Consider the following 12,182-nt stretch of genomic DNA (forward strand, 5'->3'; position numbering starts at 1 on the left):
CGAGCATAAACGAAACGAAACGCTTTCGTTTCTAGTTTTGGCTAGACTCCTCGGCATGACCCGCAGCACCACCCCGTCCCACCCCGCCGGCCCCGCGCCGCGCCGGGGCCGCCCCCGTGACGCCGCCCGGGACCGGGCGCTGCTGGATGCCACGCTGGCCGTCCTCGCCGAGAGCGGCTACGGAGGGCTGACCACCGCCGCCGTCGCGGCCCGGGCGGGCGTCTCCACGGCGACCCTCTACCGCCGCTGGTCCTCCAAGGAGGACCTGGTGATCGCCGCCGCGGCGCTGCACGGGGAGGCCTCGTACGAGCCGCCGGGGACCGGCACCCTGGCGGGCGACCTGCGGATCGTGCTGCGGGACAAGGCCGCCGCGATGACCGGTGAGCCCGGCCGGGTGATCCGCGCCCTGATCGGCGAGGCCGCCCACAACACGGCGCTGGCCGAGGCGCTGGTGACGGCCTTCCTCCGGCCCCTGTACGGCAGGGTCGCGGAGGTCGTCCGGCAGGCGGTCGACCGGGGTGAGATCCCGCCGCTGGACGATGCGGAGCTGGTCGGCGAGGTGGTGGCCGGCCCGGTGATGACCCACTTCCTGCTCACCCCGCAGCTGCCCGAGGACGTCGACGAGGCCACCGCCCGCCGGATCGCCGACCGGCTGCTGCCGTTCGCCCTGCGGGCGGCGGGCGGCACGGTCGGGGCCCAGGAGTCCTGAGCCCGCGACGGCCGGCCGAAGGCGGCGGGCCGAAGACGGAAAGACGACAACGGAACGGACGGAAGAGGAGCCCCGGTGCCCTGGTTCACGCTCGAACGCTTCGACCCGACCTTCTTCGACACCGCCCCGCACCGCCATGTGTACGTCATGGACCTCCCGGTGGCGCCGGAGGCGGTGTGGCGGGGCCTCGCCGGTGACGCGCCGCTGTCCTGGTGCCGGGGTCTGGCCGGTGGCCGCTACACCTCGGCGCCGCCGCACTGCGTGGGCACCACCCGGGAGGTCACCGCGACGCGCCTGCTCCGCCTGCGGGAGGAGTTCCTGCACTGGGAGGAGGGGAGGCGCCACTCGTTCCTGGTCACCGAGGCGAGCCTGCCGCTGTTCCGGCGCTTCGGCGAGGACTACCTGGTCGAGCCCACCCCGACCGGCACCCGCTTCACCTGGACCTTCGCCTTCGAGCCCCACCCCCTGCTGGCCCGCCCGGCCGCGCTGACCGACCTGCCGAACGGGGCCTTCCTGCGGACCCTGATCGCCGACACCAAGCGGCACTTCGGCGCGGCCTGACGCATCAGACGATCGTCTCGCACGTCCGTCTTGTACATACGTATTGGACATTTGTTTTGGACGTACGTCTTGCACGTACGTCCAAATCCTCGCTATGGTGATCCCATCAACCGCTGCACAAGGGGGAACCATGAACGACGTCACCACTGCCGTCCGCCGCGAACTGACCATCGACGGCCGCACGTTGTCCTACCTGGACTTCGGCGGGACCGGCCGCCCGCTGCTCGCGCTGCACGGCCACCTGTCGGAGGGGGCGGTGTGGGCCCGGCTGGCGGCCGGGCTCGGGGACGAGTGGCGGGTGATCGCGCCCGACCAGCGCGGCCAGGGCGAGTCGGACCGGGCCGCGGACTACTCGCGGGAGGGCTACCTCGCCGACATCGAGGCCCTGCTGGACCACCTCGGCCTGGAGACCGCGGTGCTGCTCGGCCACTCCCTCGGGGGCATCAACGCCTACCAGTTCGCGGCCCGTCACCCCGAGCGGGTGGAGGCGATCGTCGACGTCGAGGCCCCGCTGGTGCTCGGCCTGGAGGGCCCGCACCCGCTGGCCTTCCTGCTCGGCCTGCAGTACGACGCCCCGAGCCGGGACGAGCTGGTCGCCGCGCTCGGCCCCGCCGCCCCGTACTTCGCCGACCGGCTGCGGGAGACCGCGGAGGGCGGCTGGCGGCTGCCCTTCCACCCCAAGGACATGTACGACTCCGAGGAGCTCGTCCACGGAGATCACTGGGCCGACTGGACGGCCACCACCTGCCCCGCCCTGCTGGTGCGCGCCACCGCGGGGGTGGTCCCGGCCGAGCAGGCCGCCGAGGCCGTCACCCGCCGCCCCGGCACGGTCGCGGTCGAGCTGGCCGGTGACCACCTGCTGCCCATCACCGCGGCCGACGAACTCGCCGCGGTCGTCAAGGAGTTCCTCGACGGGTACGTCGCCGCGCGGTAGGGCGGCGCGGCGCTCACCCCGCCGCTCAGCGGGTGACGGTGAGGGCGAGGGTGGCGACGGCCAGGGCGAGGTAGCCGGCCGGGAAGTGGAGGTTGTGGAGCACCCGGGTGTGGACGTGGGTGGCCACGGCGCCGAGGTAGAAGAGCACCAGGCCGACCGCCGCCGCGACGCCCAGCGGCGGGTAGCCGACCAGGCCGATCAGCAGCCCGGCCGCCCCGGCCGTCTTGAGCGCGGCCAGCCACGGCACCCACTCCGGTTTGACCCGCACCTCGGCGGAGTTGGCCAGGACGAACGGGGCCTTGGCGAAGTCGGCGGCGGCGATTCCGGCGTTGGCGGCGATGGCGACGACGGTCACGATGACCAGGGCGACGGACATGGGCTTCCTTCGGGGGAGGGGCTGTGCCGGGGCGGGTTCCGCCCCGCTGCCAAGCCTCTTCGGGAGGCTCCCCTTGCGTCCAATACCTGCTTCCATAACCTGGTGGCATGGATGTGGACACCCGGCTGCTGCGCACCTTCGCGGTGGTCGCCGAGGAGGGCAGCCTGACCCGCGCGGCGGAGCGCCTGTACGTCTCCCAGCCCGCGCTGACCAAGCAGATCCGGCAGTTGGAGACCCTGCTCGGGGTGCCGCTGTTCGTCCGGTCCCGGGCCGGGATGGCGCTCACCGTGGCGGGCCGCAGCCTCGCGGGGCGGGTGCCGGGGCTGCTGGCGGACTGGGAGGGGGCGCTGCGGGAGACCAGGGGCGCGGCGAGCCGGGCGGAGCGGGTGCTGCGGGTCGGCTTCCTGGCCAGCGCCGCCAACGAGGCCACCCCGGGCATCGTCGCCGGGTTCACCGCCCGACGTCCGGGCTGGCGGGTCGAGATGCGGCACACGGCCTGGTCGGACCCGACCGCGGGCCTGGCCGGCGGGGAGGCCGACGTGGCGCTGCTGCGGCTGCCGTTCCCGGGTCAGGAGCGGTGGCGGGTGGCCGAGTTGTTCGCCGAGCCGCGCTGGGTCGCGCTGCCCGCGGCGCACCCGCTCGCCGCCCTGGAGGTGGTCCCGTTCCGGGAGTTGTGGGACGAGCCCTTCGTGGCGGCGCCGGCCGAGACCGGCCGCTGGCGGGACTACTGGGTCGCGGCCGACGAGCGCGAGGGGCACCCGGTCCGTTACGGCGCCGCCGTGGAGCACCCCGACGACTGGCTGAGCGCCATCGCCAACGGGTACGGGGTCGCGCTCGCGCCCGAGTCCACCGCCCGCTTCTACGCCCGCCCGGGCATCGCCTACCGGCCGGTGAGCGGGGTGAGTCCGAGCCGGCTCGGGGTGGCGTGGTCCCCGGCGGACGACGGCAACCCGGTGGTGCGGGACTTCGTGCGCTGCTGTCTGGACGCCGCCGCGGAGCCGCGGTGAGCCCTCGCGGGTGCCCAACTGCCCCAAGCCGGGGGACGGGTGGCGGTGCTCGGCTGCCGGGGGAGGGGTGGCAGCCCTCAGCGCCGCCACCCCCCGTTGGCTTCTCGGCACCGGGGTGGTGGTTCATTGAGCCAAACCCCGCCTTGGGGTGAAAGCGGGTGGCGATCCGGGTGGGGTTCGGTGCGGTTTCGGTGAGTGCCCGTCCGGAGGGTCTGCCGCGGTGGGCGCCCGGACGCCCACCCCGGCGGCGCTCAGTGCGGGAGCGCCTCGCGCAGGCGCTTCTTGTCGGGCTTGCCGACCGAGGTCAGCGGGATGGCGTCCACCAGGTGGAGGGCCTCGGGCGCGTAGATCCGCCCCTTCTCGGCGGTGACGAAGGCGCGGATCTCCTCCAACTGCGGCCGCTGCCCCGGGGCGGGGACGACCGCGACGTGGACGTGCTCGGCCTGCTGCTCGTCGCGGACGCCGTAGACGGCGCACTGGGCGACGTCCGGGTGGGTGAGGAGCAGTTCCTCGACCTCGGTGGGGTAGACGTGGCCGCCGACGACGATGATCAGGTCCTTGAGGCGGTCGGCGAGGTAGAGGTAGCCGTCCGTGTCGAAGTAGCCGACGTCGCCGGTGTCCAGCCAACCGTCGTGCAGCACCTGGGCGGTGAGCTCGGGGAGCTTCCAGTACCCGGCCATGATCATGGACGAGCGCACGTGCACCTCGCCCTGCTCGCCGACGGGCAGCTCGGTGCCGTCGGCGGCGCGGATCGCCACCTCGACCTCGGGGAAGGGCCGGCCGACCGGGAGCGGGCCGGAGTCGCCGAAGCGCGGGTACTCCTCCGGGGCGAGGGCGGCGATCTTCAGGGCCTCGGACATGCCGTAGAGGCTGACCAGGACGGGCCCGAACACCTTGACCGCCTCGCGGATCCGGGCCGGGGAGGAGGCGCAGCCGCCGTAGTCGATCCGCTGCAGGCTGGACAGGTCGGTGGTGGCGACGGCCGGGTGGTCGAGCAGCAGGTAGAGCAGGGGGGGCAGCACCCACAGGTCGGTGATGCGTTCGCGTTCGATCGCGGCGAGCACCTGGCCGGGGTCGAAGGAGCGCTGGAGGACGACCGAACCGCCGCGGTGGAGCGCCACATCGGCGAGCATGCCGGAGAGGTGGGCGAGCGAGGTGGCGGCCAGCAGGCGGGGCGGCTGGTCGTCCCCACGGTCGTCCAGGGGGGTGTCGAAGATCGAGCGGTAGGGGCCGTGGAGGCTGAGGATGCCCTTGGGGATGCCGGTGGTGCCGCCGGTGTGGCGGATGCCGAGGTCGTCGTCGGGGCCGACGGGGACGCCGGGGTCCTCGGCGGGTCGGTGGGCGGAGGCGGCGATCACGTCCTCGCCGATGCCCTCGGGGGCGGGGCCCAGGGTGAGGACGGTCGGGCGGTCCGGTCCGTCGAGCAGCGGGAGCAGCGCGGGGGCGTCGGCGTACCGTTCGGCGTCCACGAGCAGCAGGGTGGTGTCCACACTGGCGGTGATCTCGGCCAGGACCGGGGCGCTCATGCCGTCGTAGAGGTTGACCACCCGGGCGCCGGCCAGGCCCGCGGCGTAGCGGGCGACGAGGGCTTCGACGGTGTTGCCGGTGAGCAGGGTGACGGTGGCGCCACGGCCGGTGCCGCGGGCGATCAGCTCGTGGGCGAGGCGGTAGGCGGTGGCCGCGAGGTCGCCTGCGGTGATCTCGACGCCGTCGGGGGTGGTGACGGCACGTCGGTCGGGGGTGGCGGTGAGGGACCGGAGGATCAGGGCGGGGGCGCTGACGAACTCCTGGTCGGGCATGGCCACTGCGTCCTTGTAGTTTGCAACCATGTCGCCAGGCTAACTCCACCCTCGGACCGGCATGGGTGAGATTTGGCCATGGTCGGTCAAAATGTCGTCGGTGCACGGAGGACCAGGTCGGAGACCGCCTCCCAGTGCTCATCGGGCGCAGTGACGATCACATATCCCGACTGTCCGGGGAGTTCGGGGATCAGGGCGCTGCGGCAGCCCGAGCCGTGCTGGATCTCGACCGGGACGGGCGTGCCGTCGAGTCGGAGCTCACCGGTGCTGGTCCCGTCGACGACCGGAAGCCGACCGTTGCGCGGGTCGAAGTCGAAGCGGTCGGAATTGATCAGGAAGTTGTCCAGTTGGGATTCGGGCGTGGTGGTGGAGCTGATCCGGTGCTCGGCCGGGAGCGGGCGCGAGGTCTGCACGATGGCGATGAACTCGCGGCCCAGGTGGTAGCTGAGGTCGAGGTGGCAGAGGTAGTCGTTGGTGGACTGTCGGCCGACGAGGAAGAACCAGTCCGACGGGGCGTCACGGACGGCGGCGATCCGCCCGCCCCACTCCTCGGCGGTCTCGTGCGGGGTGGGGCGGCGGACGTGGTGCGGGCGGTCGCTCCGGAACATTGGTCCCTCAATTCGCCGGCCGGAGAAGCTCATTGGGTCATCGTGGCGCAGGGGCGGGCGGGCCGTCGCCCGCATTTCCGGCCTGTCGGTGTGTCAGTTGACGGCGGCGGCGGTCAAGATCCGGTGGGTCACGGATCTGTCCCAGCGGGCGACGGGGGAGGGGAGGGAGGCGGACGCATCGGGAACGGCGCGCGGAACCGTTGTCCCGACTGGTCCGCGGCGGCTTCCGGCCCGGTGTGCCCGGTGGCGGGGCCGCGTGATGGGTGACCGTTCGTGTAACAGCACTGTCGTGGTGGCGGGTTGGGCGGAACGGTTCGCCGGCCGGGGCGGTCCTGCTCACCAGAAACACCCGCTCGTACCGACCCGTACCGAGCAGCCGGCCCAGCCATCCGATATCGAGGGAAGTCACGATGCGCGTTCACAAGCTCACCTTCGCGGCCCTGGCCGTTGCCGCGGGTCTCTCGCTCACCGCCTGCCAGAACGACGACACCGGCACGGACCAGAGCAAGCCCTCGGCCGCGTCCACTGCTTCCACCGTGCCCAGTGCGTCCACCGGCTCTTCCGGTTCCTCCGGCTCCACGGGTTCCACCGGCTCCACCGCGGGCGGCGGGAAGAGCACCGGCGGGACGACCCCGAGCGGGAAGGGCACGGCGGCCGGGACCGGCTCCACCGACGGCGGCAAGGCCGGCTCCAAGTGCCGGACCGACGACCTGACGATCACGGCCGTCGACCGCACCATCGACGGGGACCCGAACCGCACCGTCGTGGTCGAGTTGAAGAACCACAGCGGCCACGACTGCGCGATCTCCGGGTACGCGGGCGTCGACCTGAAGACCAACGCGGGGTCGCTGTCCGCCCAGCGCTCGGGCGAGCCGGTCGTCCCGGACGTGCTCAAGAACGGGAAGTCGACCTACTTCGGCATCACCTACCCGGAGAACAAGACGGGCGGCACCGGCGTCCGGATCACCGGCCTGGTGGTGACCCCGCCGGACGAGACGAAGTCGGTCAGCCTGACCTGGCCGGGCGCCGCCTCGCTGCCCGTCACGGACGGCTCCGGCACCCCGGTGAAGGTCGGCCCGATGGGCAGCGCCGGGCAGGGCGGCTGACCGTCCCCGGCCTTGGGCCTTGGGCCTCGGGCCCCGGGCCCTTGGCGGGGGCGGGGCCGCCGGTGCGACGCCACCGGCGGCCCCCCGCTCACTGCTCGTCCGCTACTTGTCCGCGGTGAGCCGGCCCGCCGAGCCCCAGTTCTCCGGCTGGTACTCGTTGACGAACACGAACACGCTCTCGGCCGGGACCCCGAGCGCCTCGACGAAGGCCGTGGTGACCTTCTCGACCAGCTCGCGCTTCTGGGCGACCTCGCGCGGACCCTGCTGAATGGTGACGATCGGCATCTTCGGCTCCTGACCGGGTGATGTGCCGGGCTCTTCCGCCCGGCTCTCCCGCCGGGTTCTCCGGCTGACACCAGTCCACCCGATCGGGCCGTCCCGCACCCAGACCCGAATTGCTCTGGCAGCGATCACGAATCCTGATCGTCCCAGCTCGGAGGCGTGGCACGGCAAGCCTCCAGGAGCAGCCGGGGGACCGCGGCGGAGCGCCGGACGGCGAGCGAGGTCGGCAGGGCCAGCGGGGTGCGGCAGCGGCGGAAGGCGACCCGGTGGACGTTCACCAGCCGGGCGTTGGCGGCGTACACCACCGTCCACATCGGGGTGCCCGAGCCGATCGAGGCCAGGGAGTCCTGCAGCGTGCTGTGCGCCGGCCCGAGCAGTGGCCGGAAGCCCGCCCGTGCGCAGGCGTCCGTCACCAGGTCGACCAGCGCCGGGTGCTCGGCCCGCCCGGTCAACCGCAGGGGCAGCTCGGCGAGGTCCGCGAGGTCCACCTCGGGCCGGTCGGCGAGCGGGTGCCGGGCGGGCAGCGCGAGTACCAGCTCGTCCTCCCAGACCGGCAGGAAGCGCAGATCGGGACTGTCCTCGGCGATCGCCCCGCGGACGAAGGCGGCGTCGAGGCGGCCGTCCGACACCCGGGCCAGCCGTTCCCGCACCCGGACCGCCTGGAGTTCCACGTGCACCCCGGGCGCCCGGCGCCGGTAGGTGTCCAGGATCAGGTCGAGCCGCTCACCGAGCGCGGTGATGGTCCCGAGCCGGAACGCGGTCGGCTCGGCCAGGTCGGCGGCCAGCGCGCGGGCGGCGTCCTCGGCGGCCAGCACGTTCCGGGCGGCGGGCAGGAAGCGCTCCCCGGCCGGGGTCAGTCGGACGTACCGGGGCGAGCGGTCGAACAGCTCGACCTTCAACTCCCGCTCCAGCCGACGGACCTGCTGGCTCACCGCGGGCTGGCCGAGCAGCAGCCGCTCGGCGGCCCGGCCGAAGTGCAGCTCCTCGGCCACGGCGACGAAGCAGCGCAGCTGCCGTAGCTCCATCCGGTCCCCCTGCTCGACGTGTCGACCCGACGCGTCGACGGACCCATCGTCGCAGGCGGGCGCCGCTGCCCGAGTCGACGGACGCCGACCGGGGGTCGACGGACGCCGACCGGGGGGGCGGCCCCCGGGCCCCGCGACGGGCGACCTCCTCCCGTCGGGCGGAGGTGGTCGGAGGCACCCCTCGGGGTGGTCTATAGTTAACCCATCACCCAGATGCGCGGGTGGCGGAATAGGCAGACGCGCTGGATTCAGGTTCCAGTGCCCGAAAGGGCGTGGGGGTTCAACTCCCCCCTCGCGCACAGCGAACGGCCGGTTGATCTTCGGATCGACCGGCCGTTTTGTCGTCCCCGTGGACCGGACGGGCCCCGGACAGGGCCTAGCGGCAGAGGGCCGTGTCCACCACCGCTTCGAGGCGCCGGGTGACGGCCTCGTCCGCCGGGACGCTCGTCACGGCTATGTCGACGGCGCGGCCGTCGTCGGTGGCGCCGCCCCGGGTCTCGTAGCCGGGGATGTCGCCGCCGTGGCCCCAGTAGACGCCGCCGCAGGACAGGGGTCGGCTGATGATCCCCAGCCCGTAGCCGGCGCCGGTGTCGCCGATGGGGACGGTGGTGCGCATCTGGGCGAGCTGGGCGGCCGGGAGCAGACGGCCGGCCAGGAGGGCGGTGAAGAAGCGGTTGACGTCGGAGTTGGTGGAGATCATCTGGCCGGCCGCCCAGCCCGCCGACGGGTCCAGCTCGGTGGTGTCGATCAGCGGGCCGTCGGGCTTCTCCCGGCGGTAGCCGTGCGGATGGGCCTCGCGGATGGTGCGGTCCCCGACGGAGGGGAAGGAGGTGTGCCGCAGCCCGATGCGCTGGATGATCCGCCGGTCGATCTCCTCGGGGAGGGGCCGTCCGGTGACCTTCTGGACGATCAGGCCGACCAGGACGTAGTTGGTGCTGCTGTAGTGGAAGGCGGCGCCGGGCGCGGAGGTGGCCTGGTGCCGGAAGGCGAGGTCCAGCAGCTCGCGGGGTTCGAAGTAGCGCTGCTGCATGGCGGATTCCTCGATGTCGCCCTCGTAGTCGGGGAGCCCGCTGGTGTGTTGGAGCAGCTGGCGGACGGTGATGCGGCGCCCGTCGATCCCCTCGCCGCGGACGATGCCCGGCAGGTAGGTCTCGACCGGTTCGTCCAGGGCGACCCTCCCCTCGCCGACCAGCTGCAGGGCGACCACGGCGGTGAAGGTCTTGGTGTTGCTGCCGATCCGCACCTGGCCGTCCCGGGGGACCCCGGCGCGGGTGGCCACGTCCCCGACGCCCGCCGTGTAGCCGCGGGTGCGACCCCTGCCGTCCTGGACGCTCGCCAGCGCGGCGGGCAGGCCGTCGGCCCGCACCAGGGCGTCCAGGCCCTGCTGGACGGTGCCCGGCCCGGCGGCCGCGCCGGCCGCGGCGGGCGGGGCCAGGGCGACGCCCGCCGTCAGCGCCCCGACGGCCAGCGCGGCCGCGAGGGCGCGGTGTCGGACCGGACGGCGGCCGGGTCGGATCTGATCACGCATGGGTCAACTCCCGTGGAATCGTTGCGAAGGCAGTGGACCGATGATGGGCTCCGTAACCCCGGCCGCACATCGCTGGAAATCGGGAAAATCACTTCCCCCGATCGAGGGAGGTGCCCGCTGACCTGGCCGGACATACTGACGGACATGATCAGGGGAATCCGGCCGCTGCTGCGCGGCTCCACGTACACCGGTGCACTGCTCGCCTACGGCGGGGCGTTGGCGAGCCTTCCGCTGCTGCCCCTCGCCGCGGCGCCCGCGCTGCTCTGGCGGACCGCCCCGTACGCGGTGCAGCTCGTGCTGACGCTCCTGGTCTGGGCCGTCCTGGTCGGTGCGCTCGGGCTGGCCCGCACCACCCGGCGGGTGCTGGTCGGTGCTGTCCGTCGCCTGCTGGGGGTGCCGCTGCCGGACCCGGCCGCCGGACGGGCCGGCGCGGACCGGCGGCGCACCCCGGCCTGGCTGCTGCTGCACGTGGGCCTGGGCTGGGTGGGGGCACTGGTGAGCGGGGTGCTGCTGATCGCGGGGGTGTCGCTGCCGGGGGGCTGGCTCGACGGCTCGGCGCAGCTGAGCCTGTTCGGCTGGTCGGCGCGGCTGGCGGACGGCGGGTGGAGCTGGCCGGTGGCGGTCGGCTGCGTGCTGCTGGCGCTGGCCGGGTGCGCGGCGGTGACGGGCGTGCTGCGGTGGGCGGCGCCGCTGCTGCTGGGGCCCTCGACGGCCGAGCGGCGGGCGCAGGCCGCCGAGCGGGAGCGGCTGCTGGCCGAACGCAACCGACTGGCCCACGAGTTGCACGACTCGATAGGGCACACGCTGACGGCGGCCACGATCCAGGCCGCGGTGGCGGGCGAGGTGCTCTCCGCCGACCCGGCGGCCGCGCGGGCCGCCATGCGCAGCATCGAGGAGTCGACCCGGGCCGCGCTGGAGGACCTGGACTACGTGCTGGGCGCGCTGCGCGAGGAGGAGCCGGGCACCGCGCCGGCCCGGACCTTGGCCGACCTGCCCGAACTGCTGGAGCGGCTGCGGCACGCGGGCGCGGTGGTGGAGCCCGAGCTGACGGGTGACCCGGCGCAGCTGCGGGGGACGCCCTCCCGGGCGGCGTACCGGATCCTCCAGGAGGGGCTGACGAACGCGCTGCGGCACGGGGTGGGCGGCCCGATAGCCCTGCGGGTGGCGGTGGCGGCGGACGCGGTGGAGCTGCGGATCGTCAACCGGACGGGCCCGGGGAGCGCTGCCGGGCGCTTCCCCAGCTCCGGGCGCGGTCTGCCCGGGCTGGCGGAGCGGGTGCGGCTGCTGCACGGCGAGTTCGAGTCCGGCCCGGACGGGCCCGAGCGTTGGCGGCTGGCGGTCCGGCTGCCGGTACGGTCGTCGACATGACCAGCCCCGACGTCCGTGACGCCCGGATCGACACCGCCGCCGACACCGCCGCTGCCACCCCGTCCGGCGCTCCGTCCGGCGCTCCGTCCGGCACCCCGATCAGGCTGCTGATCGCGGACGACGACGAGGTGACCCGCAGCGGCCTGGCCATGCTGCTCGGGGTCCAGCCGGGGATCGAGGTGGTCGGCGAGGCCGGCGACGGCGTGGCGGCGGTCGAGCAGGCGCGGCGGCTGCGGCCGGACGTGGTGCTGATGGACGTCCGGATGCCGCGCCGCAACGGGATCGACGCCACCCGGCAGTTGCTCGCCGAGGCGGCCGAGGCCCCCGACTCCGCGGGGCCGCCGAAGGTCGTGGTGATCACCACCTTCGAGAACGACGGCTACGTCACCGCCGCGCTCAGTGCGGGGGCCAGCGGATTCCTGCTCAAGCGGCTGCCGGTCCGGCAGATCGCCGAGGCGGTGCGGGTGGTGGTGGCGGGGGAGGCGATCCTGTTCCCGGCGGCGCTGCGCCGGATGGTCACCGCCCGTCCGCTGGGCTCGGTCGAGGCGCTGCCGAGGGCGGCGCTGACCTCGCGGGAGGAGGAGGTGCTGCGGCTGATGGCCACCGGCCTCTCCAACCCGGAGATCGCGGTGTGGCTCACGGTGAGCCTGGAGACGGTGAAGACGCACGTCGGGAACGTGCTGACCAAGCTCGGCGCGCACAACCGGACGCACGCGGTGGTGATCGCGTACGAGTCCGGCCTGGTGGTGCCGGGGGTGGCCGGCTGAGTCCGGTGGCCGACTGAGTTCGGTGGCCGGTTGAGTTCGGTGGCTGACCGAGTTCGGCGGGCGGGCCGTCCGGCGTCGGGCGGCCCGCTTCCGTATGTCGATGCGGATCGAA

13 protein-coding genes and 1 tRNA gene are annotated in these 12,182 nt (G+C 73.9%); 8 read left to right on the top strand and 6 right to left on the bottom strand.

The genetic code is table 11. The features are described from left to right. Positions 1-55: 55 nt before the first annotated feature. From ACIP4P_RS18995 to ACIP4P_RS19005, 3 genes are all read left to right on the top strand, one after another. Complete coding sequence (locus tag ACIP4P_RS18995) at positions 56-709, top strand: TetR/AcrR family transcriptional regulator (protein WP_400919884.1); 654 nt, start codon at positions 56-58, stop codon at positions 707-709. 75 nt (positions 710-784) lie between these two features. Further along, positions 785-1,270 carry an SRPBCC family protein gene (locus tag ACIP4P_RS19000; protein ID WP_400919886.1) on the top strand — a complete coding sequence of 162 codons (486 nt, stop codon included), beginning with the start codon at positions 785-787 and terminating at the stop codon, positions 1,268-1,270. Between the two features lie 130 nt (positions 1,271-1,400). Then, positions 1,401-2,204: an alpha/beta fold hydrolase gene (locus ACIP4P_RS19005; RefSeq protein WP_400919888.1), complete on the top strand. Its 804-nt coding sequence runs from the start codon at positions 1,401-1,403 to the stop codon at positions 2,202-2,204. Positions 2,205-2,229: 25 nt separating this feature from the next. Here ACIP4P_RS19005 and ACIP4P_RS19010 read toward each other — a convergent pair whose 3' ends face one another. Further along, on the bottom strand, positions 2,230-2,580 hold the full coding sequence (locus ACIP4P_RS19010; protein WP_400919890.1) for a DoxX family protein: 351 nt from the start codon (positions 2,578-2,580) through the stop codon (positions 2,230-2,232). A gap of 107 nt (positions 2,581-2,687) precedes the next feature. Between ACIP4P_RS19010 and ACIP4P_RS19015 the strand changes: the two genes are divergently transcribed. After that, positions 2,688-3,587 (top strand): LysR family transcriptional regulator, encoded by a 900-nt coding sequence (locus ACIP4P_RS19015; protein ID WP_400919892.1) that lies wholly within the window; start codon positions 2,688-2,690, stop codon positions 3,585-3,587. Positions 3,588-3,838: 251 nt separating this feature from the next. On the opposite strand, the gene ACIP4P_RS19020 is transcribed toward ACIP4P_RS19015, so the two are convergent. After that, entirely contained in the window at positions 3,839-5,416 is a 1,578-nt protein-coding gene (locus ACIP4P_RS19020) for an AMP-binding protein (protein WP_400919894.1), read from the bottom strand. Between the two features lie 56 nt (positions 5,417-5,472). Further along, positions 5,473-5,994, bottom strand: a complete 522-nt coding sequence (locus ACIP4P_RS19025) for a hypothetical protein (RefSeq protein ID WP_400919896.1) — start codon at positions 5,992-5,994, stop codon at positions 5,473-5,475. A gap of 410 nt (positions 5,995-6,404) precedes the next feature. Here ACIP4P_RS19025 and ACIP4P_RS19030 point away from each other — a divergent pair, with 410 nt between their 5' ends. After that, positions 6,405-7,100 carry a DUF4232 domain-containing protein gene (locus ACIP4P_RS19030; protein WP_400919898.1) on the top strand — a complete coding sequence of 232 codons (696 nt, stop codon included), beginning with the start codon at positions 6,405-6,407 and terminating at the stop codon, positions 7,098-7,100. Between the two features lie 102 nt (positions 7,101-7,202). On the opposite strand, the gene dmpI is transcribed toward ACIP4P_RS19030, so the two are convergent. Next, positions 7,203-7,385 carry a 4-oxalocrotonate tautomerase DmpI gene (gene dmpI, locus ACIP4P_RS19035; RefSeq protein WP_400919900.1) on the bottom strand — a complete coding sequence of 61 codons (183 nt, stop codon included), beginning with the start codon at positions 7,383-7,385 and terminating at the stop codon, positions 7,203-7,205. A 125-nt stretch (positions 7,386-7,510) separates the two neighbouring features. Beyond that, positions 7,511-8,407, bottom strand: a complete 897-nt coding sequence (locus ACIP4P_RS19040) for a LysR family transcriptional regulator (RefSeq protein ID WP_400919902.1) — start codon at positions 8,405-8,407, stop codon at positions 7,511-7,513. Between the two features lie 215 nt (positions 8,408-8,622). Between ACIP4P_RS19040 and ACIP4P_RS19045 the strand changes: the two genes are divergently transcribed. Further along, positions 8,623-8,706 (top strand) — tRNA-Leu (locus ACIP4P_RS19045). A gap of 77 nt (positions 8,707-8,783) precedes the next feature. On the opposite strand, the gene ACIP4P_RS19050 is transcribed toward ACIP4P_RS19045, so the two are convergent. Next, positions 8,784-9,935 carry a serine hydrolase domain-containing protein gene (locus ACIP4P_RS19050; RefSeq protein WP_400919904.1) on the bottom strand — a complete coding sequence of 384 codons (1,152 nt, stop codon included), beginning with the start codon at positions 9,933-9,935 and terminating at the stop codon, positions 8,784-8,786. Positions 9,936-10,079: 144 nt separating this feature from the next. Here ACIP4P_RS19050 and ACIP4P_RS19055 point away from each other — a divergent pair, with 144 nt between their 5' ends. Together ACIP4P_RS19055 and ACIP4P_RS19060 are read left to right on the top strand one after the other, a co-directional pair. Continuing rightward, entirely contained in the window at positions 10,080-11,303 is a 1,224-nt protein-coding gene (locus ACIP4P_RS19055) for a sensor histidine kinase (RefSeq protein WP_400919906.1), read from the top strand. Continuing rightward, complete coding sequence (locus ACIP4P_RS19060; RefSeq protein ID WP_400919908.1) at positions 11,300-12,070, top strand: response regulator; 771 nt, start codon at positions 11,300-11,302, stop codon at positions 12,068-12,070. Before ACIP4P_RS19055 ends, ACIP4P_RS19060 begins: the two co-directional genes overlap by 4 nt. The last annotated feature ends 112 nt before the right edge of the window (positions 12,071-12,182 follow it).

It is taken from the genome of Kitasatospora sp. NPDC089509 (assembly GCF_044749365.1).
Lineage (GTDB): Bacteria > Actinomycetota > Actinomycetes > Streptomycetales > Streptomycetaceae > Kitasatospora.